A 21,143-nucleotide genomic window follows, 5' to 3' on the forward strand; every position below is an offset into this window, starting at 1 on the left:
CGGAATCCATCAACTGGGCGAGGGGGCGCCTGACCGCCTGCCGGGTCCGCGGAGTCGGGCGGGGGCGCCGACGCCGGGCCGGCCCCGTGGCTACTCGCCGGGCGCCGTACGCCACGGCTCGGGCACGGTGTTCCGGACGGTGGCCGTACCCGACTGCGCCGGAACCGTCGGGGCCGCCCTCGCCTTGGCGACCGCGGCCCCCAGTTGCCCCTGTACCGCTTCGGGCAACGCAGCCCCCTGAACGCTGTCGACCAGGTCTTGAGCGAGACGGTGCAGTTTGATGTTGGTGTTCTGGGAAGCGCTGACCAGGACGGACCAGGCGGCCTCCGGACTCAGGGTGAAGGTGGCCATCAGGATGCCCCGGGCCAGGTCGATGGCCGGGCGGGTCTGCATCGCACGGCGTAGCTGCGCGACCTCCGTGGGCAGGTTCCGGGAAGCGTCATCGTGCGGTGCCGGGGCATCGATCGCGGAGAACGTCGGGTGTCCGCCGTCCGGAGCAGGATGCGGGGCGCTGTCCGAGGCGGCGTGCGGGACATGGTTCGAGTCGTGGCCCGAGTGGGGATGCGGGACAAGGGCCAGGCCGGGAGCCGGGGGCGGCTGCGGAGCCGGGTCGGGATGCGGCTCCGGCGAGACGAACAGGCCGCGCGCCTCCGTCAGCTCCAGCAGCCGCTCGACCGCGCGGCTGCTGGCGACGATGACGACGGTCTTGCCCTGCGCGGCAGCCCGCCGGCGCAGCCTCAGCAGCATGTTGAGACCGGAGCAGTCGCAGAACGTCACCGCGCCGAGGTCGAGGTCCACGCCCCGGGACGAGCGGTTCAAGACGTCGTGCAGTCCGCTTTCGACCTTTCCGCAGGCGGCCAGGTCCAGTTCTCCGTGCACCGCCACCGCCGCGCGGTCGCCACAGTGCGAGGCCTCGGTCCGCGACAGGCTCGGGGTCCACGCGGCCGGCGGGCCGCCGTTCCCGTTGCCTTCAGCGGGGCCCTCGGGGAGGCGCGCCCGGTGAGCAGCTTCCCGCATGGCCTTCCCTCCCATCGTCATCGGCTCGTCCGCCGTCCATCTCAGGCTCACCCATCGACAGACACACGTCAACTAATACACGAAAATCCTTGCGTGTATCGAGACGCGTGAATGTTCGGTCGGTAGAGTTGGGGCATGGATGGACTGACCGAGTCGAACAACGGGGTGCCCGAACCGCACAGCGGCTGGACATTTGTGACCAATCACGCCCGAGTACTGGCCGCTATCGCCGACAATCCCACCGCCCGTATCCGTGACATCGCGGCGCACTGCCGGTTGACCGAACGTGCCGTCCAGAAGATCATCTCTGACCTGGAGGGCGACGGTTACCTCTCGCACACCCGCGAGGGCCGCAGCAACACCTACCGGATCGACCCCGGCAAGGTGCTGCGCCACCCGGCCGAAGCGGGCCTGACCGTGGCGTCCCTGCTGTCCCTGCTCGTCCAGGACGAGCAGGACCGCACCCCGCGACCCGAGGACCGCCGCCACCCCAGCACGGCCTGACGGACGGTGGTTAGGAGGACCGCCGGCCGGGGCGCAGCGGCCGGCGAGCCGACGGGCCGTCCGGCCGGGGGACGCCGCAGCGTGGAACAGCGGTCGCGCAGCGGTCGCGGCGGAGCCCGCGTACAGAGCCCTACGCCTTCGCCGCCGACCGGCGCAGGAACTCGATCCCCTGGTCCAGGGCCGCTTCCAGGTGCTCCAGGCTCCCGGTCGTGAGGTGAATCAGCACGCCCCCCTGAATACCGGCCAGCAGGGCCCGTGCGCCGCGCTCGGCGTCCAGGGCGGGGTCGATCTCACCCTGGTCCTGCATGCTGCGGATGCCGGCGGCCAGCTCGGCCTGCCACCGGGCGTAGAGTTCCCGCACCACGGCCCGGGCCCCCTCCGTCGTCGGGCCGAGCTGCCCCATGACGGCGTTGAGCGGACAGTTGGGGCCCTGCCTGCGGTAGCGCTCGACGACCTTGTCGCGCCAACTCCGCCAGGCGATCCAGGAGTTCAGCGACGCCAGTTCCGGCTGCTGGTCGCTGAGCACGCCGGACGCCTCGTAGCGGGCCACGGCCAGCAACAGCTCGTCCTTCCCGCCGGGAAAGTAGTGGAAGAGCTGGCTCTTGCTGGTCGCGGTGCGCTGCATGACGTCGTCCAGCGTCAGGGAGAAGACGCCCAGCCGGCGCATCTCGGACGCCGCGCCCTCGACGATGCGCTGCCGGGTGGCGGCGCCCTTGCGGGTCAGCGGCATGGCGGTACTCCCTGTCGTCGGAGGCCGGATGGGGGGGGCGGCAGTCAGGGTACGAGCAGGAGCTTGCCCGTGGTCCGGCGGGATTCGAGGTCGGTGTGGGCCCGCGCGGCGTCCGACAGCGCGTAACGCCCTCCGATGCGAGGAGTCAGCCGTCCCTCCCGTACCAGGTCGAAGACCTCCCCGGTGTGCTGGACCAGGTCCGCACGCGTGGGGACATGGTGATGCACCACGGGGTACGTCAGAAAGATGCTGTCGGGGAGGTCGGTCGGAGCGATGGACGGGACGCCCATGAACGGCCCGTAGTAGGCATGGACTCCGTGGGGGCGCAGCGCCCGTTGCGAGGAGCGGAACGTCGCGGTACCGCCCCCGTCGTACACCACGTGCGCGCCCTTGCCGTCCGTCAGATCCCTGACCCGGCCTTCGAAGCCCTCGCCGCGGGAGACCAGGACATGGTCCGCGCCGGCTTCCCGCGCCGCGGCCGCCTTCTCCTCCCGGGACACCAGCCCGATCACCCGGCCACCGCGAGCTTTGATCATCTGCGTCAGCAGCAGTCCGACACCGCCGGCCGCGGCGTGCACGACAGCGGTGTCCCCCGGCCCGACGCGGTAGGTCCCGGTGGTGAAGTGGTGAGCCGTCAGGCCCTGCATCATGACCGCGGCCGCGGTCTCGTCGGACACCTCGTCGGGCACCTTGACCAACGAATCCTGCGGAACGGCGAGCAGTTCGGCATAGCTGCCCGCGTGGTAGAACCAGGCGACGCGGTCACCTGGGGCGAAGCCCTCGACGCCCGCTCCGAGGGCTGTCACCCGGCCCGCGCCCTCGACGCCGAGAATCGCGGGAGCGGCCCAGCCGGGTCCGCCGGCCGTCCGGGCTCCGACGTCCATGAAGTTCACTCCGGCGACGGCGAGCCGCACGAGCACCTCGCCTTGCCCAGGGGCCGGGTCCGGTAATGCGGTCCACGTCATGACCTCGGGGCCGCCGTGCCGGTCCATACGGATCGCGTGCATGCGGATGTCCTTTCTCGCGGGTGGGGAACTCGCGGGCGGTGAAGGGGAATCGCTCACGGGCGGGGCGGGATGCCCGCACCGTCGACCGTCAACTGCGGCGCAGCGTAGGACGGTGAAAATGGACCCGCAAGTCCAGTTTTGCGGGCGGTGGCCCCTGCGCGGCAGGCCCGGCGCCGGTTCGGCGGTGTACGGCGGTCCGGCGCCCGCCGGGCCGGTCGTGCACGCCTGCCGCGTACGGGTGTTAGCCTCGCGATGAACTGATCTCGGATCGAGGAGACGTAGCTGTGGCGGGTGACGACGACATCTCCGGGTGATACCCGGACCTGACGGCCGCCGGCCGGTGCGCGGACGCACCGCCGTGGTGGCTGCCTTGTCGTGCCCTCCTGCCCGCTCTCCGGGCACCGGTGTCTGCCGGGCCCGTCGTGTTTTCCGAGGTATCCCCATGTCCGACGCTTCCGTCGTCTGCTCGAACCTGTCCTTCTCCTGGCCCGACGACACCCCCGTCTTCCAGGACCTGTCCTTCACCGTGGGCGCCGGCCGTACGGGGCTGGTGGCGCCCAACGGCTCCGGCAAGAGCACCCTGCTCAAGCTGATCGCCGGTGAGCTGCGCCCCGCCGCCGGGTCGGTCACCGTCTCCGGCACCCTCGGCCACCTCCCGCAGAGCCTCCCGCTCGCCGCCGGCCTCACCGTGGCCGAGGTGCTGGGCGTCGCCGAGGTGATCCGGGCCCTGGACGCCGTGGAGTCCGGCGACGTGGACGAGAAACACTTCGCGACCATCGGCGACGACTGGGACATCGAGGAGCGCACCCGCGCGCAGCTCGACCGGCTCGGTCTCACCGAACTGACCCTGGACCGCGGCCTGAGCACCCTCAGCGGCGGTCAGATCGTCTCGCTCGGCCTGGCCGCGCAGTTGCTCAAGCGGCCCGACGTCCTGTTGCTCGACGAGCCGACGAACAACCTGGACCTCGACGCGCGGCACAAGCTCTACGACGTGCTGGAGGACTGGAACGGCTGCCTGATCCTGGTGAGCCACGACCGGGCGCTGCTCGACCGCATGGACCGCATCGCCGAGCTGGAGCCGGGCGCCCTGCGGCTGTACGGCGGCAACTTCACCGCGTACGAGGAAGCCGTACAGGCCGAACAGGAGGTCGCCGAGAAGAACGTCCGCAACGCCGAGCAGGAACTCAAGCGGGAAAAGCGGGAGTTGCAGCAGGCCCGGGAGCGCGCCGACCGCCGTGCGAGCAACGCCTCGCGCAACCTCAAGAACGCGGGGCTGCCGCGCATCTTCGCCGGGAACATGAAGCGCGGGGCCCAGGAGTCGGCGGGCCGGGCGGGCCAGATGCACGCCTCCCGGGTCAGCGAGGCCAAGGCCCGGCTGGACGAGGCGGGCCGTGCCGTGCGCGACGAGCAGCGCATCACGCTGGATCTGCCCGACACCAACGTGCCCGCGGGGCGCAACCTGTTCCTCGGTGAGGGCCTGCGCGTCAGCCACGGCGAGCGGCAGCTGTTCGCCGACGGCGGGGTCGACCTGACGATCCGGGGCCCCGAACGCATCGCGCTGACCGGCCCGAACGGCGCCGGCAAGACCACGCTGCTGCGCCTGTTGCAGGGCGGCCTCGAACCCGACGCGGGCCGGATCAAGCGGGCCGACAGCCGGATCGCGTACCTCTCGCAGCGCCTGGACGTGCTCGACCTCTCCCGGACCGTGGCCGAGAACTTCGCCGCGTTCGCGCCGCACCGTACGGCGGCCGAACGGATGAACCTGCTCGCGCGCTTCCTCTTCCGGGGCTCCCGGGCGCATCTCCCGGTCGATGTGCTGTCCGGCGGCGAGCGGCTGCGCGCCACCCTGGCCTGTGTGCTGTGCGCCGAACCGGCCCCGCAGTTGCTGCTCCTGGACGAGCCGACGAACAACCTCGACCTGGTCAGCGCCGGGCAACTGGAGAGCGCGCTGGCGTCCTACCAGGGCGCGTTCGTGGTGGTCAGCCATGACGAGCGGTTCCTCGCCAGGATCGGGATCGACCGGTGGCTGCGGCTGGCCGGCGGCGAGCTGCGGGAGACGGCGGCCCCCGAGGTGTGAGGCGGCGGAACGGCCTCGGCCCGCGTCCGAGGTGTCCACCCGGCGGGCCGCCCACCGCTCCCACTTCAGGAGGACCACCATGCCCCGCGCCGCTCTGCTCGCCCACGACCTGGTCCGTACGCTGGGGACCCGCCGGGTCCTCGACGGCGTCTCGCTCACCGTCTCCCCGGGCCGGTGCGTCGGCCTCATCGGCGAGAACGGTGTCGGCAAATCGACCCTGCTGCGCCTGCTCGCGGGCGTGGACCAGCCCGACGCCGGCCAGGTCACCCGCCCGCGGGACCTCGGCTTCCTGCACCAGGAAATGCCGTTCGACGGTGCCACGACGATCGCGCGGGTGCTGGACGACGCCCTGCGGGAGACCCGCGCCGACCTGGCCGAACTGGACCGGCTGACCGGGCTGCTCGCCGGCACACCGGACGACCACCCCGGCCACGCCGAACTGCTGGACGCCTACGGGAAGCAGCTCGAACACGCCCAGGAGAGCGAAGCCTGGGACGCCGACCGGCGGGCCGCGATCGTCCTCGACGGGCTCGGTCTCGGCGGGCTGGGACACGACCGGACGCTCGGTTCGCTGTCCGGCGGGCAGCGCGGCCGGCTGGCACTGGCCGCGCTCCTCGTCCGCCGACCGGCCGCGCTCCTGCTGGACGAGCCGACCAACCACCTCGACGACGAAGCGGCCGCCTTCGTGGAGGAACAGATCCGCGCGCTGCCCGGCGCCGTCGTGGCGGCCAGTCACGACCGGGCGTTCCTCGACGCGGTCTGCACCGACCTGATCGATCTCGACCCGGCGGTGAAAGGTCCGGTTCGCTTCGGCGGCAACTACAGCGCCTACCGTGCCGAGAAACGGGCGGAGCGCGAACGCTGGGAACAGCGGTACGCGGCGGAGCAGGAGGAACTGGAGGCGCTGCGCCGCTCGGCCGGGGTGACCGCGCGCCGCGTCGCCCCGGACCGCGGGCCGCGGGACCACGAGAAGATGGGGTACGGCCACCGGGCCGGCCGGGTGCAGCAACAGGTCTCCCGGCGGGTACGCAACGCCGCCCGCCGGCTCGGCGAACTGGAACGGACGCAGGTCGGCAGGCCGCCGAAGCCGCTGCGCCTGCACGCCGGGGCGCTGACCGGCGTGCCGGTGGACGGTGCTCCGGCGGAGAGCGGTCCGATGGACAGCGGTCCGGCGGAGAGCGGTCCGGCGGAGAGCGGTCCGGTGAGCGGCGGTCGTCCGCCGGGCAGCGCTCCCGTGGACGATCCGCTCGTCGCGCTGCGGGACGCGCGGGTGCCCGGTCGGCTGGACATCGCGCGCCTGGACGTCCTCGCCGGGGACCGGCTCCTGGTCACGGGAGACAACGGGGCCGGGAAGTCGACCCTGCTGTCCCTGCTGGCCGGACGGCTCGACGCCGAGGGCGGGGGCGCGGTGCGCAGACGGCCCGGCCTGACCGTGGGCCTGCTGGCGCAGGACACCGTGTTCGAGCGCCCGGACCGCTCGGCACGCGACACGTACACCCACGTGCTCGGTGCCGAGCGGGCCGAGGCGGTCCCGCTCGGCGCGCTGGGACTGCTGGGCGTCCCGGAAGTCGACAAGCCGGTGGGGCAGTTGTCGGTCGGCCAGCGCCGCAGGCTCGCGCTGGCCCTCCTGGTGGCACACCCGCCGCACCTCCTGCTGCTCGACGAGCCGACGAACCACCTCTCGCCACGTCTGTGCGACGAACTGGAGGACGCCCTCGGCGCCGGGCCGGGCGCGATCGTCGTGGCCAGCCACGACCGGTGGCTGCGCGGGCGCTGGACCGGCCGCCGGCTGCGCCTGCGCTCCGGCCGCCCGGCGCCCTCGGACGGCACGGAGAGCAGGGACGGCACGGAGAGCAGGGTCGACACGGACGGCATGCGCGGCACGGGAAGCACGTACGACACGGAAGGCAGGTTCCGGCCCGGTGCCTGCGACCGGTGACGCGACGCGCCTTGCCGCACCGCTCGTCACCCGCCAGGATGGTGACCGTGAACACCGACCACGTCTTCGTCTGCGGGCATCCCGCCCTCGACTTCGCCGCGACGCTCCGCGCCCGGCGCACCGTGCGCTTCGAGATGTTCGCGACGCCGGAGCGGCTGGCCGCGTGGTGCGTGGAGTCCGGGCTGGTGGATTCCGTGACGCCTGCCCGGCCGTCCGACGTGGAGCGCGCGAAGTCCCTACGGGAGGCGGTCTACGAGCTGATCACCGCGCGACGCCTCGGCGAGCCGTTCGGTGCCCGGGCCTTGGACGTACTGAACAAGGCCGCACGGAAGCCCTCCGCGGCGCCACAGCTGACGAGCGCCGGCCGCCGCACCGACGCCACCCCCGAGGAAGCGCTGTCCGCCGTGGCCCGCCTGGCGGTGGAGTTGCTGAGCGGGCCGGACGTGCCGCTGCTCAAGGAGTGCGGGAACCCCGAGTGCACGCGTGTCTACATCGACCGTTCCCGGGGCGCGCGGCGGCAGTGGTGCGGCATGGAGTCCTGCGGCAACAAGATCAAGGCCGCTGCCTACCGGGCGCGCAAGAGGGGCGCGCCCGCCACTACCGCACGCTGACGGCACCAACCGCTGCCCAACAGTGCCCGGATGGGCAGCCCGTCAGGTCTCAGCTCCCCCAAGGTCCCGCCGACACCGCCGCCCGACCCGTACCGGCACACTTCCCCCGGAGGACGGTCTGCTGCGGGTCGCTGCGCTGCCGCACGACATCGGCCACCTGCCGACGAGTCACACCTTGGAAGGCGTGACGGGGCTCAACCACCACGCCGTCGGCCTGGAGTTGCCGCGGGCCGCCCTGGTCCGGCCGGTCCTGGAGCAGCACGGAATCGACGCCGAAACCGTCGTCGCCACACCGGGCGGGCGTCCCCCGTCGTCCCTCACCCACCGTTCCGGCATCCAGGACGGAGCGGTGTCGACCGACCGTGGGGCCGCCGTGCTGCTCGTCGGCCTGGTGTGCGCGGAAGCGCGGCTGCACACCTCGTGGGACAGCGTGGGCCCGGTCTCGGTGGTCCGGCGTCCGGCCCGCCGGCTGCTCGACAGTACGGGCCTCACCCCCGTGCGGCTGGCCCGCATGACGGACCCGGAGCTGTGATCCGCGTTCGACTCCTGCCCGGCCACGCGGTCGGAGAGCATCATGATCCGGTATGAGCCGCATCGGTTGCGGGTCGGGACCGGGCCGGGCACTCAGGAACGTTCGGGACGGGCTTCACCTTGCGCAAGATCTACAATTCGGCGCCCGTGGTGGCGGGGCAGCGGGTCGTGGCGGCCGCGCCCGAGCTGGACGCCCTGCGCTCGTTGCCCCTTGCGTTCCACGTCGGGTGGAGCTGAGCACCGGCTTCGGCGCACGACCCACCGGCCTTACCAGGCACCCGAGTTGCCGGGTGCACCCCCGGCTCCGTTCAGCCCCACCCGACACCGCCGCACCCGTCACACCCTTCCACCGTCACCCTCTTGACCGGTGACGCGACGCCTGCCAGAGTCGTTCCACACCCGCCCCTACGGAGGCCCGCGATGAACACCGGCAACACGACGGACACCTCGACAGCGGCCCGGCAGGCCAAGTTCGGCACGCTGCCCGAGCGCATCCCGTTCGAGGACATGGTCACGGAGCAGCCCTCACCGGAGAGCCGCGCGCAGCACACACACCACCCCGAAGGCTCGTGGAACCACTTCTCGTGCCTGGCCCTGGACCTCGGCCTGTAGGCGCCCGACCTCCGTTGACAAAGCGGAACGCCGTTCCATATCGTAAACGGAACAGCGTTCCGCTTCGGTTGGTGCCGTAGCCGGACGCGTCCGCCCGCCTCTTCCCGTGTCCGCCCGACGCGGCCACCGGCAGCGGCTCTTGAAGGGACATGCGCCTCATGAATGCAACGAGTTCCCCGGTCGGCACCTCCGGCTCCCCCGCCCCCGTCCTCTCGGTCGGCCCGGTGACGCTGCCCGTACCCGGCCGGGCCGTGGACCTCCAGCTACGGATCTCCGCGCCGGTGACCGGGAGCGACCTGCCGGTCGTCCTCCTCTCGCACGGCCAGGGCCCCTCCCACCACCTTTCCTCGCTGAACGGCTATGCGCCGCTCGCCAACTTCTGGGCGGCGCACGGCTTCGCCGTGATCCAGCCCACCCACCTCAGTTCCAGGACACTGAACCTGGACCCCGCCACCCCCGGCGCGCCCCTGCACTGGCGCTCGCGGGCCGAGGACATGCGGCACATCCTCGACCGGCTCGACGTGCTCGAAGCGGCGGTCCCGCAGCTTCCCGGGCGCCTGGACCGCGACCGGATCGCCGTGGCCGGGCACTCGATGGGCGGGCACACCGCGAGTCTGCTGCTCGGCGCCCGGCTCACCGACCCGGACGACGGAACGGTGGTCGACCTGAGAGAGCCCCGGATCACGGCGGGTGTCCTGCTCGCCGCACCCGGCAGGGGCGGCGACGCCCTCACCGAGGCCATGGCCGAGGCGCTCCCGTTCCTCGCGTCCATGGACTTCTCCGGGATGACGACGCCCGCCCTCGTGGTCGCCGGCGACCAGGACGACTCCTCCCACCTGACGGTCCAGGGCCCCGACTGGCACGCCGACCCGTACGTCCTCGCCCCCGGCCCCAAGTCCCTGCTCACCCTGTTCGGCGCGGAGCACGGGCTCGGCGGGGTCTCCGGGTACGACGTCGCCGAGACCACGGACGAGAGCCCCGAGCGGGTGTCCGCGGTGCAGCGGCTCACCTGGGCCTACCTGCGGTCGCAGCTCTACCCCGGGGACTCCGCCTGGGAGGCGGCGTGCGAGGCGCTGGCGTCCGGCCCTGACGCGTTCGGACGGGTCGAGGCCAAGTAGCGGGACGGTGCGCCGGCTTTCAGCGCGGTGACGACGGCCGCGGGGTCCTCGGCGTAGAAGCGGAAAGCGCGGGCCTCGGCGGGTTTGCTCAGGGCGCGTACGAAGCGCACCGGTTCGGTGAGTTCGACGAGGACCGTCGTCCGGCCGGCCACGGCCATGTCGGCGACACCGTTCTCGTCCACGACGGCCAGCTTGCCGTCCGGGAACTTCTGTTCCCGGCGGACGGCTGCCACCCGGCCGGCGGGTATGCGGATGTCCAGCAGGGCACCGTAGCGCAGGCGCAGCGAGCCGTCGGCGCCGACCACGTGCGGGCGCACCACGCACGAGGCGTGCAGGGCGATGACGAAGTAGCAGCCCCAGATGTCGAGGACGAGCGTCACGGCGTGCACCACCGGCCACGGGATCAGGAAGGCCAGCCCCACGGTCTCGACGACGCAGACGAACAGGAAGCCGTACATGGTCGCCGTCTGCCCCGGCGCGTACGGGACGGGCAGGTCGCCGTCGCGCACCCCGTGCGGGCCGCGGCGGGTCACCCAGCGCAGGAAGCTGGTGGAGAGGAACACCTCGTGGGCGGTCAGCTTGCGCACCGCCGCCGGGACGGCGTCGGCGATCGCGGCGACGAAGGCGGCGCGGTGGCCGAGCCCGGCGCGGCGGTGGCGGCGGTGGTCGAGGGCGATCAGCGCGGCGGCCGCGGCCGCGAGCGTGAGCACGGCCAGCTCGGTGGCCAGCCGGACGGCGGGGGCGATGCGCACCCCGCCGGCCACGCACAGGACGAGTATCAGCTCGCCGGGCACGAGCGCGGCGAAGGACCGGCGCACAGCCTTTCTCAGCGTCTTCACCCGGCACGCTCCTTGAGCAGTTCGATGGCGCGGTACACGGCGGCGGCCTGGGCGGGGGTGAAGTCGGAGAAGAAGGCGTCGGAGAACCCGTCGCCCTCCTCCGCGTCGCCGTCGGCCGGCAGGCTCATCGCCCGCAGCGCCTCGTCCGGGATGCTGTCGACGATGGCCCGCGCGGTCAGCTCCACCCGCGGGTCGTTCTCGGCGGCCCCGGCCAGCTCGTCCATCCGGGCATAGACCTCGTACGCACGCCGCATCGCCGCCGGATCGGCCCGGAAGGCATGCATCAGGCCGTCGAACCAGCCGCGGTCGTCGCCGCCCGGTGCTCCGGTCTCCAGCAGGGCGAGGAGCTGCCGTTCCTTGGCCGCCATCGCCGGCTCCGGTCCGGGTACCTGCGCCGAGGCGCGGGCCATGGCGTCGAAGACGGCCGCGAGCTCGGGCGAGACGGGGGCCTCGTCCGGCAACCGGCCGGTCCGCTCGGCCTGTTCGAACAGCCGGGCCAGGCGGGCGCGGCGCTGCCGGATGGCCTCCTCCTGGCGCGCCAGGTCGGCGTCCAGCTCGGTGAGGATCTCGATGAGGTCCTTGCCCGCGTCGTCCGCCAGCACGTCCTTGACCTCGTCCAGGCTCAGGCCGAGCTCGACCAGCCGCCGGATCCGGGCCAGCTCGATGGCGTCGCGCAGCGAGTACTCGCGGTAGCCGTTGGGCTGCCGCGGCGGCTCCGGCAGCAGCCCGGTGCGGTGGTAGTGCCGTACGGCACGGGTGGTGACGCCGACGATGCCGGCGAGTTCTCCGATGCGCATGGCTTCAGTAGAAACGTTGTCGCTGCGACAAGGTCAAGCGGCGCGGTACGGCGCGCCCAGACGGTACTCCGCCCGGTCCTGCCAGCGCCGCCCGTCCCAGACGATGAGCTGGACCGCGCGTACGGAACAGCTCAGCGGCAGCGCGGGGGCCAGCTCGGCCTGCAACGCGCCGTACGCGGCCTCCTGGGTCGCGGGGCCCTCGTGGTTCGCGATCGTCAGGTGCGGGGCGAGTCCCGCGCCGAATATCCCGCGGTACGGCACGGCTTCCGGCCAGCGCCGGGTGAGGTCCTTGGTCAGCGCGGTCACGGGGTCGTGGGGCCACGGGTCGAGACAGAGCACGCCGGGGTAGCGGCCGAACGAGTCGAAGGTCAGCGTGAAGGCGTCGTGCCCGGCGAAGAGGCGGGTGAGGTCGTGCCGCGTCGTGGCGTCGATGCGGCTCTCGTCCACGAACGGGTACAGCACGGTCACGTGGGCGGGGAAGCCCGTACGGACCAGCGGGTCGGCTTCCGGGACCTTGATCGTGAGGGCGGTGTCGCCCGGTATGTCCGGCCAGCCGGTCGCCGCGGGCTCGCTCCCGGACTGGTCCGCGTCTGCCGCGGCCGGCGTATTCACCTGCGCCTGGGCCGGTGGCTCCCGCCGCGCCTCTGCCTCTGCCTCTGCCTGCGCCTGCGCCTGCGCCTGCGCTTCCGCCTCTGTGTTCATCACGCGTCATGATCCCATCGGCGGGACGCCTCTCCTCCCCCGGGCGGCTGCGGGCGTTGGCCGGAACGATGTGCTGGATTCGCCGACGTGCCATGGAAACCTTGGGAGGACCGACGAGCGAGAGAGGCCCTGGCATGACCAAGACCCGCCTGCCCGTGGAGCCGCTGCCCGCAGAGCCGTCGCCCGTGGAGCCGCCGTCTGTGGAGCTGCCGTCTGTGGAACCGAGCGATGCGCGGCTTCCCGATCTCACCGGCCTGCCGCTCGGCGAGTTGTCGGCCCGTACCGGGCGCCCGGTGCTCAGCACGCTGCTGCCCGGCGTGCGCGAACGCATGGACAGCTCGGACGTCGTCGCGTTCTACGACGACGCGCCCCCTGAATGAGGGAAGCGGGCCGGCCCGTTCCCTCCCGGCGGCGCGTACCGTTCCGGCAGTTCGTGCTCAAGGTGCACAGCAGGTGCAACCTCGCCTGTACCTACTGCTACGTGTACGAGGGGCCTGACCAGAGCTGGCGCGAGCGCCCTGCCCGGGTGGCCGAGGAGACCGTACGCCGCACCGCGGAACGGATCGCCCAGCACGTCACCACCCACGGGCTGCGGTCGATACGGGTCGATCTGCACGGCGGGGAGCCTCTTCTCCTCGGCCCCGCCGCGCTGATCGGCCACGCGCGGGCCGTCCGGGACGCCCTGCCCGGAGACTGCGCCGTCGCCGTCTCGGTGCAGACCAACGGCACGCTGCTCACCGCGGACGCCGTGCGGCGGTTCAGCGCGGCCGGCGTCACCGTCGGACTGAGCCTCGACGGCGGCAGTGCCCGGCTCAACCACCGGCGGGTCGACCACGCGGGCCGGTCCTCCTGGCCCGCGGTACGGCGGGCAGCCGGTCTGCTGGCCGGCGCGCCGGCCGCGTACGGGGGCATTCTGTGCACCATCGACGTGGAGACCGACCCCGCCGAGGTCTACCGGTCGCTGATCGCGCTGGAGCCCACCACCCTCGACTTCCTGCTCCCGTACGGGAACTGGAGCGAGCCGCCGCCCGGCATCGGCCCGTTCGCCGGGCCCGCGGGCCGGGCGGCGCGTGCCGTCCCGTACGGCGCCTGGCTCACCCGGGTCTTCGACCTGTGGTGGGACACGCCTTCGGGCCGCCGGCCCGTCCCGGTCCGCCTGTTCGGTGAGATCGTGGCGCTGCTGCTCGGGGCGGCGAGCAGGTCCGAGACGGTGGGGCTGTCCCCGCTGGCCGTGGTGGTGGTCGACACCGACGGTTCCCTCCAGCGCCTCGATTCCCTCAAGACCGCGTATGCGGGCGCGCCCGACCTCGGGATGGACGTCTTCCGCCACGACTTCGAGGACGCCCTGAACCACCCGCACACCGTGGTCGCGCAGGCCCGGGGGCCGGACACGCTCTGCGGAAGCTGCCGCCGCTGCCCCGTCGTCGGCATCTGCGGGGGCGGCAGGTTCACCGACCGGTATCTGCGCGGCTCCGGTTTCGGTCACCCTTCGGTGTACTGCGCGGATCTGGAGTTCCTGATCCGCCACATCGGCGAGCGGCTTCAGGAGGAGGTACGAGGGGTGCCGGGCGAGCCGATGCGCCGGTGAACCCCCTCATGCACACGGCAGTTCACCGATCTCGGCGAGCACGTGGTCCACGTGCGGACGTACCCGCGCCCTCAGGTCGTCGCTCCAGCTCTCCTCGGAGTACCGGCGGGTGAGGTACAGCTCCCTGGCGTGGCGCAGGACCGGGCGGTGCCGGGGCGGGAGGTGGCCGAGGGCCCAGTCGGCGGCGGCGTCCTTCGTCCTGATCGTGCCGGTGGCGAGGGTGGTCCAGATGCGCGCGAGGGTCAGTACGACGTTGCGGGTGTCGCTGTCCACGTCGTCCAGCAGGCCGGGGATGCCCTGCACGCTCGCCCGTGCCACGTCCGCCCACGGTACGGGGTCGAGAATCTGTGCCGGGGGCGGGCCCGCGAGGGGGTGGTCGCCGGCCAGCGTCATGGTGACGAGCAGGGCCAGATCCGGCATCGGTTCCGGCTCGGGGACCGCACCGGCCGCGTACGCGTCGCGCAGCCACTCGCCGTAGAGGAAGTCGCCGGTCGGCGGGTAGCGCCACGGGCGTACCTCGTCCTGGACGACGACGGTGAGTTCGACCGGGCGGGCCCCGCCCGTGAAGCCCGAGATGCCGCGCAGCCCGTCGAGGAGGGCGCGCCGTTGCCGTGCGGTCGTGCGCCGCCGGGAGACGACGAGGACGTCCAGGTCGCTGGCCGGACGGAGGCCGCCGAGCACGGCGGAGCCGTGCAGGTAGCTGCCGACGGCCGCTGGGCCGAGGACGTCACCGATCAGTGCCACGATCTCCCGTTTCTGGTCCATGGCCGCAGTATCGACGCCGGGGGCGGCCGCGATGGCGCGCCGGCGCCGAGTGGCCGGAAACCGCCTGCCCGAGCCCCCCGTCCTCGGGCAGGTTCTTCCTCACCGGGGCTGCTGTCCGCGAGCGGTTGTGCCGCTCCGCCGAGCAGGCGGCCGGCCGGGCCCTCCGCATGCGGGCCGAGGCGGCGGAAGCCGGACTCCGGGCCGCGGACCTGTTTCGCGAAGCCGACTGCCCGGACGTCGGGGCATCGGGGCGCCCCTGGCCCGTCCCGGAGCGGATACGCCACGACGTCACCATCCGTCACGGTCTCGCCCGGGACTGCGAGAAGGAGCTCCACGATTCCGATCCATCACGAGGCGTGCGACTGGCCGCACAGCGAGATGGTCGCCCTGCTGCGGTTGAAGGTGCTCGCGTTGTCGTACGAACTGCACCGGCGGTGGCGGGAGGACACGAGGGGGCGGCCGCGGTGCTGTGCGCGGCTCACCCGGGTGAGCCGGCGGGCTCGCCGTGGCCCTCCCACGGCCGGGCGAGCGTGAACAGGGCTGTCGCGGACAGCAGTACGCAGCCCAGGACGACGACCGCCGTCGACATGGCGGTGGTGTCCCCCAGCACGCCGGGCAGGGGCGCGGCCGCGGCCCCGAGGACGAACTGGGCGCCGCCGAGCAGCCCGGAAGCGGCTCCGGGAGCGTCGCTGCCGACCGCGAGGACGATGGTGGTCGACGCGGGCAGCAGCAGCCCGAACCCGGACGTCAGGCCGAACAGGCAGGCCCACGTGGTGAGGAACGTGCTGACGCCGACGGCGAGCAGGATCACCAGCGTGACCAGGGCGAGCACGGTGACGGCCACACCGACGGTGAGCAGGACGTTCAGACGTACCCGGCCAGCCAGCCGTCCGAAGACGGTCCCGGCCAGCACCGTGCCGACGGCGTTGGTCGCGAAGACGAAACTGTACTCGGTGGGCGACAGCCCGTAGACGGTCTCGAAGACGAAGGGCGAGCCGGTGATGTAGGCGAACAGGGCGGCCAGTCCGCATCCCATGACCAGGAGGTGACCGGCCATCTCCCGGCGCCGCAGCAGGCCGCCCATCGCGGCGAGTACGGCCGGCAGGCCGCCGGTCCGGCGCCGCTCGACGGGCAGTGATTCGGGCACCCACGCCCAGATCGCGGTCAGCAACAGCAGCCCGGTCACGGCCAGCGCCACGAACACCAGCCGCCACGAGCCGACACCGAGGACGAGGCCGCCGGCCACCGGAGCCAGCACCGGCGCGGTGGACCCGATGACGCTCAGCGTGGTGAGCCGGCGGGCCGCGGGGGCGCCGGTGAACAGATCACTGACGACCGCCCGTCCGATGACGATGCCCGCGCCGCCCGCGACCCCCTGCAGCAGCCGGGCCGTGTCGAACACGGCGATGGACGGGGCGCACGCGCAGACCAGGGACAGCACGCTGAACGCACCGGAACCGGCCAGGAGCAGGCGCCGCCGCCCCGTCGCGTCGCTGACCGGGCCGAGGACGAGCTGTCCCACGGCGAGCCCGACGAGGCACGCCGTCAGGGAGAGCTGGACGGCCGTCTTCGAGGTCCCGAACGACGTGACGATCTCCGGGAAGCCGGGCGCGTACATGTCGATGGCGAACGGCGACACCGCCGAGAGTCCGCCGAGGACCATGATCAGTAGCCCTGTTCCGGTCCGTGGGGGGACGGCGTTCCGTGGGGGTGCGGAAGCGGTACGGACGGTCATCGGTCTCCCTCCGAGGGTGCCTGCGGTGCGCCCATCGTCGGCGCCGCGGACGCGCCGTGGTGTGGAGCGCCGGGCCCCGGGATGTGGAGCGCGGGGCCGCGTCGGAGGGCGGCGCGGGAGGTCCGTCCGTCCGCAGGGCAGCGCGCGGACACCTCGGCGGACGGCACCAGGAGGGTGCCCCGCCCGTGGACCGGACCGGCGGTGTCGGGGGTGCGCCCGCCCATGGCCCAGGCCGACGTTGCTCGCGACCCGGACGGACCATTTCGGAACGGGCCGTGTCGGGACGAACTGAGTCAGGAGCGCTCCCGCCTGAAGCGGGCGGGGGACGTGCCCCGGTCGCGCCGGAAGGCGTAGCCGAAGTTGCCGGCCGAGGCGTAGCCGACTTCGTGTGCGATCCGGGAGACCGGCCAGTCGGTCTCGACGAGCAGCGCCGCGGCCCGGTCCAGGCAGTGCCGCCGGTGGTACTCCATCACCGACGTCCCGTACAGCGCGCGGAATCCGGTGGTGAGGCGCCGTACCGACATCGACGACGCCCGGGCCAGCTCGGCGAGTGTCGGCGGTGCGTGGCGCTCCCGCCACAGCAGCTCGGGTACCCGGCGCAGCGCGGCCGTCTCGTGGTCGGCCAGAGCCGGCTCGGAGCGGTCCCGGGCCTCGGCGGGCGACGCGCCGGCCGAAAGCCCGTCGATCAGCGCGGCGAGTGCCGCCACGAGCCGTGACTCCATGAACAGCAGGCGTCCCGGGGAGGAGCGCCGGTGCAGGAAGATTTCCTCCAGCGGGCCGGCGGCCGGGCGCAGCGCGGCGGACCTGCCCAGATACCGCTCGCGGGCGACGCTCTCCGGTCCGGTGGGCGGCAGGGCACCGGCGCCGAGACCGCCGAGGTAGGACTCCAGCCCGGACCAGGTTCCGGTGACCGACACCGCGCGGTACCGCTCGCCGTCGCCGTGCGCCACGACACCGTCGAGGGCCCCGCGGGGACTGAGCGCCACCGAGCGGGCGCGCAGGTCACCCGCGCCGGCCCCGGTCTCGCTGATGTGCATGCGCCCGTCGACGCAGTGCTCCAGCTCGAAGTGGTTCCCCGGGAACCGGAACCCGACCCGGTGTCCGCCGGCGAACGCGACGTCGTAACGGACGATGTCGAACCCGCTGCGCAGCGACGTCACCTCGATGGTGCCGTCGCCGACCTCCGGCCGCAGCCGGTGCCGTACCGTGCCGTCGCCGCTCTCCTCGGTCTGCGCGATCGAGGCGTAGTACGCCGCGGCCGTCGCCTCCGACACGGCCGAACCGGCCGCGCCGGTGAGCTGATGCACCCTGGTCACAACTCCGCAGGTTAGCTCCCGTGCGGCGCCTCGGTCATGCGCGCCCGGCGGTCGGGGCGGGGTCAGGCCCGTACGGAATCGGTGCCGCGTCGCCGCTGTGCCGTGGTGAGGGCGCGGACGACGAAGACGCCGGCCACCGCCGCCGCCACGACGGCCGCGTCGGCGGCCAGCAGCGGGTACACGTTGTGGTAGGCACGTTCGATGACATGGTCCGTGGGGACGGCGTACATCAGGCCCGTCCCGCTCAGCATCCCGGCGAGCCACAGGCCCCACCACCAGTTCACGGCGTGCGGCAGGCGCTCGCCCGGGGCGCTCGCCCGGTGGATGTCGGCCACGATTCCGCGGGGCACCCACAGGTTCGCGACGGGCACGATCCAGCCCGCGTAGATCCACGGCCAGGCGTAGCGCGGCGGCTGTCCGGAGAGGGTGTGGGCGTTGTCCCGGACGCGCGACAGCCAGATCAGGAAGGTGATCGCGCAGAGCACCGTGGCCGCGCTGCCCAGGGTGGTGACGAGGTGGTAGCCGTCCTCCAGCGAGGTCAGCGGGCGGTGCTGTCCGTCGCCCTGGTCCGGCGGCCCGGAAGTCGGCATTCCGGTGGTGGCGAGACGGATCTGCCACAGGGCCCGGGCCGCCCAGGCGACACCGGCCAGGACGAGGGCACCCGCGGCCCCACGGGCCGCTCCGCGGACGGGACGCAGGGGCGACGGCGCTATTCGATCTTCCATCCGGGCATTGTTCCGCACGGAGGGGCACCTACGCCAAATGCCGCCAACCCCCTTACATTCAGGGCCAGTTGCCGCTTTACGTCTCGGGGTGCCGAACAGGACATCACCCACCGTCCGACACGAATCCGACAGTATCCCTCCCCCGGCACCGCCGGAGCCCCCGCATTGTCAGGCAAGTCCCCACTTGCCTATGGTGAGGTCATGGCAGAGGATGTTTTCAAGGCGCTGGCCGACCCCACCCGTCGGCGCATCCTCGACGAGCTGGCGGAGCGGAACGGCCAGACGCTGTTCGAGATATGCGCCCGGCTGGTGACGAAGCACGGCCTGGGACTGTCCCGGCAGGCGATCAGCCAGCACCTGGCCGTTCTCGAATCCGCCGGCCTGGTCCGCTCGCGGCGCCAGGGCCGCTACAAGTTCCACGACCTGGACACCGGACCCCTTGAGCACGTCATGACCCGATGGCTGAGCACCGACACGCCGGAGAGCACCCCATGAGAATCCACGTGACCAGCGTCTTCGTCGACGACCAGGCCAAAGCGCTGCGCTTCTACACCGACGTGCTGGGCTTTGTGAAGAAGCACGACGTCCCCCTGGGCGAGGAGGCCCGGTGGCTGACCGTGGTCTCCCCCGAGGATCCGGACGGCACCGAACTGCTGCTGGAGCCCTCCGGCCACCCCGCGGTGCAGCCGTACAAGACGGCACTGGTCCAGGACGGTATCCCGGCCGCCTCCTTCGCCGTGGACGACGTGAAGGCGGAGTTCGAGCGGCTGCGCGCGCTCGGCGTGACCTTCACCCAGGAGCCCCTGGAGATGGGCCCGGTCACCACCGCGGTCCTGGACGACACCTGCGGCAACCTGATCCAGATCGTGCACAGCGCGGAGATCCCGCGCAGGACGTGAACCGCGCACGGCGGGGTACGGGCCGGGCCCGCTCCCCGGCATGTCGGTGGCGTCGTGGATGCCGATCGGCACCGCCGGCAGGCACCTGGCAGACTCGTCCTACGGGAGGCGACCGGGCGGGGACACTCCGGGTCGGTCCGGTCACCGGGGCAGGGGAGGACCCATGGACGGGAACGATCCGCACATCCACGTTCCGGCGAAGGCGGTTCACGACGACGCCGCTGCCCGCAACCTGATGGCCGCCACGTTCGGTCTGGTCGGTGACCTGCCGAGCGTCGTCACCACGGGATGCGGGCTGCGGGTGCCGTACGCGATGGCCTCAAGGCGTCCGGACCGTGTCACCTGCCTCGCCTGTCGTGAGCACGCACGGCAGGAACACCTGCGCTTCGCGGCGGAGGTGGAACGGATGAGCGGCATGGTGGGATCGGTCTTCACGCCCGCCCAGAGGAAGTTGGCCGCAGACCGGCTCCGCGGCCTCGCGCGGCAGTTCTCCGGCGACGAGAGTTGAGGGGCGGGAAGCGGGAGCCGGAAAGCGGGAACCGGGTGCCGGGAAGGCGCGTTTCAGGCCGCTGCCCCCGGCTTGCGTCCGCAGACCACGAGTGCCTCCCTCGGCATCGTCACCGACCACACGTTCTCCTCCGCGGCCAGGGACGTCTCGACCTCGCGGGGTACGCCGTCGGCGTCCTCGTAGCGGAAGATGTCGCAGACCAGCTCGAACGTACGGCGGTGGGTGTCCCGGGGCCCGAGTTCGGCGTAGAGCCTCGTCAGGCCGTACATGTCGGCCATGTACCGGCCCAGTTCCTCCCGCGCCGCGTCCTTCGTGGCGCCGGTGACGACGAAGGAGTCGTCCATGAGCCGGGTACCGACCTTCTCGAAGCCGGCCGACCGCAGGTAGGAGGCGGCCTCGTCGCGTGCGAAGTGGGGGTGGTCGTGGCCGGTGGCCGCGTACACGTCGACGACTTTCCTGAACCACACGTCCACCGGGGAGTCGGTGAGGAAGTCGTGGAGTACGAACACCCCGCCGGGCTGGAGGACCCGGAACGCCTCCCGGGCCACCGTGCCCCGCCGGGCGACCGGTATGTGGTGGCTGCCGTAGGCGAGCAGCACACCGCCGACCGACGCGTCGCGGAACAGCAGCGACTCCGCGCGCTGCCGCACCGCCGGAATGCCGCGCGCCCACGCCTGCTCCACCATGAAGGGCGAGGCGTCGCAGGTGGCCACCACGGTGTCCGTGCGGCCGGTCAGCTCCGCGACCCGGCTGACCAGCCCGTCCCCGCCCAGCAGGTCGAGGACGAGCCGGGACGTGGCGCGGCGGTCGGCGGCGACCAGGTCGAGGAGCCGGCCGATGCCCCGGGCCCGGGTCATGACCGAGCGCTGCGCGACGACGTAGCTCTCGCCCCGGCCGCCGCTGCCGGCGTCGCCGAAGTCGTCCTGCTGATGCAGGAGTCCGGTGGCCCGGCGGTGCTGGTCCGCGACGCGTTCCGGGTCCAGGCAGGCGGCGATCTCGGGGTGTTCCGCGGCCAGCGCCCGGACCTGCGCGCTCATGTCCGTGCCGATCACTGCTGCCTCCGGAGTGCTGGTCGGTCCGCCGGACGTCGGTGTGCCCGGCCGAGGGCCTGCGGCCGCCGTGG

23 protein-coding genes are annotated in these 21,143 nt (G+C 72.8%); 12 read left to right on the forward strand and 11 right to left on the reverse strand.

What is annotated here, in order from left to right:
• Positions 1-90: 90 nt before the first annotated feature.
• On the reverse strand, positions 91-885 hold the full coding sequence (locus ACZ4QV_RS22165; RefSeq protein ID WP_467763301.1) for an ANTAR domain-containing protein: 795 nt from the start codon (positions 883-885) through the stop codon (positions 91-93).
• A 267-nt stretch (positions 886-1,152) separates the two neighbouring features.
• Between ACZ4QV_RS22165 and ACZ4QV_RS22170 the strand changes: the two genes are divergently transcribed.
• The gene (locus ACZ4QV_RS22170; RefSeq protein ID WP_361637683.1) at positions 1,153-1,521 is read left to right on the forward strand and encodes a helix-turn-helix transcriptional regulator; all 369 of its coding nucleotides are present in this window, start codon (positions 1,153-1,155) and stop codon (positions 1,519-1,521) included.
• Positions 1,522-1,651: 130 nt separating this feature from the next.
• Here the strand turns inward: ACZ4QV_RS22170 and ACZ4QV_RS22175 are convergent, their stop codons facing one another.
• Both ACZ4QV_RS22175 and ACZ4QV_RS22180 read right to left on the reverse strand, forming a co-directional pair.
• Entirely contained in the window at positions 1,652-2,251 is a 600-nt protein-coding gene (locus ACZ4QV_RS22175; RefSeq protein ID WP_361637681.1) for a TetR/AcrR family transcriptional regulator, read from the reverse strand.
• A gap of 44 nt (positions 2,252-2,295) precedes the next feature.
• A complete protein-coding gene (locus tag ACZ4QV_RS22180; RefSeq protein ID WP_467763302.1) occupies positions 2,296-3,258 on the reverse strand; it encodes a quinone oxidoreductase family protein in 963 nt (320 codons plus the stop codon).
• Between the two features lie 442 nt (positions 3,259-3,700).
• Between ACZ4QV_RS22180 and abc-f the strand changes: the two genes are divergently transcribed.
• The 6 genes from abc-f (at position 3,701) to ACZ4QV_RS22210 (ending at position 10,146) form a co-directional block, all read left to right on the forward strand.
• Positions 3,701-5,335, forward strand: coding sequence for a ribosomal protection-like ABC-F family protein (abc-f, locus tag ACZ4QV_RS22185; protein WP_361637677.1), 1,635 nt, complete (start codon positions 3,701-3,703; stop codon positions 5,333-5,335).
• 79 nt (positions 5,336-5,414) lie between these two features.
• A complete protein-coding gene (locus ACZ4QV_RS22190; RefSeq protein WP_467763303.1) occupies positions 5,415-7,274 on the forward strand; it encodes an ABC-F family ATP-binding cassette domain-containing protein in 1,860 nt (619 codons plus the stop codon).
• A 47-nt stretch (positions 7,275-7,321) separates the two neighbouring features.
• Entirely contained in the window at positions 7,322-7,885 is a 564-nt protein-coding gene (locus tag ACZ4QV_RS22195; RefSeq protein ID WP_361152421.1) for a CGNR zinc finger domain-containing protein, read from the forward strand.
• A 184-nt stretch (positions 7,886-8,069) separates the two neighbouring features.
• Positions 8,070-8,417: a hypothetical protein gene (locus tag ACZ4QV_RS22200; RefSeq protein ID WP_361152419.1), complete on the forward strand. Its 348-nt coding sequence runs from the start codon at positions 8,070-8,072 to the stop codon at positions 8,415-8,417.
• A 419-nt stretch (positions 8,418-8,836) separates the two neighbouring features.
• Positions 8,837-9,028, forward strand: coding sequence for a hypothetical protein (locus tag ACZ4QV_RS22205; RefSeq protein ID WP_361152417.1), 192 nt, complete (start codon positions 8,837-8,839; stop codon positions 9,026-9,028).
• Between the two features lie 158 nt (positions 9,029-9,186).
• Positions 9,187-10,146, forward strand: a complete 960-nt coding sequence (locus ACZ4QV_RS22210) for an alpha/beta hydrolase family protein (protein ID WP_361152414.1) — start codon at positions 9,187-9,189, stop codon at positions 10,144-10,146.
• Here ACZ4QV_RS22210 and ACZ4QV_RS22215 read toward each other — a convergent pair.
• Genes ACZ4QV_RS22215 through ACZ4QV_RS22225 form a run of 3 tightly spaced genes read right to left on the reverse strand, consistent with a single transcriptional unit; the run spans position 10,062 to position 12,484 of the window.
• Complete coding sequence (locus ACZ4QV_RS22215) at positions 10,062-10,985, reverse strand: hypothetical protein (protein WP_467763304.1); 924 nt, start codon at positions 10,983-10,985, stop codon at positions 10,062-10,064. The two genes, ACZ4QV_RS22210 and ACZ4QV_RS22215, sit on opposite strands and share 85 nt — an antisense overlap.
• Positions 10,982-11,782 carry a MerR family transcriptional regulator gene (locus ACZ4QV_RS22220; protein ID WP_467763305.1) on the reverse strand — a complete coding sequence of 267 codons (801 nt, stop codon included), beginning with the start codon at positions 11,780-11,782 and terminating at the stop codon, positions 10,982-10,984. Before ACZ4QV_RS22220 ends, ACZ4QV_RS22215 begins: the two co-directional genes overlap by 4 nt.
• A gap of 33 nt (positions 11,783-11,815) precedes the next feature.
• Positions 11,816-12,484, reverse strand: coding sequence for a 2'-5' RNA ligase family protein (locus ACZ4QV_RS22225; protein ID WP_467763306.1), 669 nt, complete (start codon positions 12,482-12,484; stop codon positions 11,816-11,818).
• Between the two features lie 134 nt (positions 12,485-12,618).
• Between ACZ4QV_RS22225 and ACZ4QV_RS22230 the strand changes: the two genes are divergently transcribed.
• Positions 12,619-12,864, forward strand: a complete 246-nt coding sequence (locus ACZ4QV_RS22230) for a YxD-tail cyclophane-containing RiPP peptide (protein ID WP_467763307.1) — start codon at positions 12,619-12,621, stop codon at positions 12,862-12,864.
• Positions 12,861-14,072, forward strand: a complete 1,212-nt coding sequence (locus tag ACZ4QV_RS22235) for an FxsB family cyclophane-forming radical SAM/SPASM peptide maturase (RefSeq protein ID WP_467763308.1) — start codon at positions 12,861-12,863, stop codon at positions 14,070-14,072. The genes ACZ4QV_RS22230 and ACZ4QV_RS22235 overlap by 4 nt, the downstream gene beginning before the upstream one ends.
• A 6-nt stretch (positions 14,073-14,078) precedes the next feature.
• Here ACZ4QV_RS22235 and ACZ4QV_RS22240 read toward each other — a convergent pair whose 3' ends face one another.
• The 4 genes from ACZ4QV_RS22240 to ACZ4QV_RS22255 form a co-directional block, all read right to left on the reverse strand.
• On the reverse strand, positions 14,079-14,837 hold the full coding sequence (locus ACZ4QV_RS22240; protein WP_361637661.1) for an aminoglycoside adenylyltransferase family protein: 759 nt from the start codon (positions 14,835-14,837) through the stop codon (positions 14,079-14,081).
• Positions 14,838-15,315: 478 nt separating this feature from the next.
• Positions 15,316-16,572 carry a multidrug effflux MFS transporter gene (locus ACZ4QV_RS22245; RefSeq protein ID WP_467763309.1) on the reverse strand — a complete coding sequence of 419 codons (1,257 nt, stop codon included), beginning with the start codon at positions 16,570-16,572 and terminating at the stop codon, positions 15,316-15,318.
• A 293-nt stretch (positions 16,573-16,865) separates the two neighbouring features.
• Positions 16,866-17,888: a helix-turn-helix domain-containing protein gene (locus ACZ4QV_RS22250; protein ID WP_361590936.1), complete on the reverse strand. Its 1,023-nt coding sequence runs from the start codon at positions 17,886-17,888 to the stop codon at positions 16,866-16,868.
• A 62-nt stretch (positions 17,889-17,950) separates the two neighbouring features.
• The gene (locus ACZ4QV_RS22255) at positions 17,951-18,613 is read right to left on the reverse strand and encodes a DUF4328 domain-containing protein (RefSeq protein WP_467763310.1); all 663 of its coding nucleotides are present in this window, start codon (positions 18,611-18,613) and stop codon (positions 17,951-17,953) included.
• A gap of 201 nt (positions 18,614-18,814) precedes the next feature.
• Here ACZ4QV_RS22255 and ACZ4QV_RS22260 point away from each other — a divergent pair, with 201 nt between their 5' ends.
• The 3 genes from ACZ4QV_RS22260 (at position 18,815) to ACZ4QV_RS22270 (ending at position 20,020) form a co-directional block, all read left to right on the forward strand.
• Positions 18,815-19,108 (forward strand): ArsR/SmtB family transcription factor, encoded by a 294-nt coding sequence (locus ACZ4QV_RS22260; RefSeq protein WP_361152387.1) that lies wholly within the window; start codon positions 18,815-18,817, stop codon positions 19,106-19,108.
• Complete coding sequence (locus tag ACZ4QV_RS22265; protein ID WP_361152385.1) at positions 19,105-19,512, forward strand: VOC family protein; 408 nt, start codon at positions 19,105-19,107, stop codon at positions 19,510-19,512. Before ACZ4QV_RS22260 ends, ACZ4QV_RS22265 begins: the two co-directional genes overlap by 4 nt.
• 163 nt (positions 19,513-19,675) lie before the next feature.
• Positions 19,676-20,020: a hypothetical protein gene (locus tag ACZ4QV_RS22270; RefSeq protein ID WP_467763311.1), complete on the forward strand. Its 345-nt coding sequence runs from the start codon at positions 19,676-19,678 to the stop codon at positions 20,018-20,020.
• 53 nt (positions 20,021-20,073) lie between these two features.
• On the opposite strand, the gene ACZ4QV_RS22275 is transcribed toward ACZ4QV_RS22270, so the two are convergent.
• Positions 20,074-21,072: a class I SAM-dependent methyltransferase gene (locus tag ACZ4QV_RS22275; protein WP_361590928.1), complete on the reverse strand. Its 999-nt coding sequence runs from the start codon at positions 21,070-21,072 to the stop codon at positions 20,074-20,076.
• Positions 21,073-21,143 lie beyond the last annotated feature (71 nt).

It is taken from the genome of Streptomyces sp. NPDC026394, from assembly GCF_055567735.1.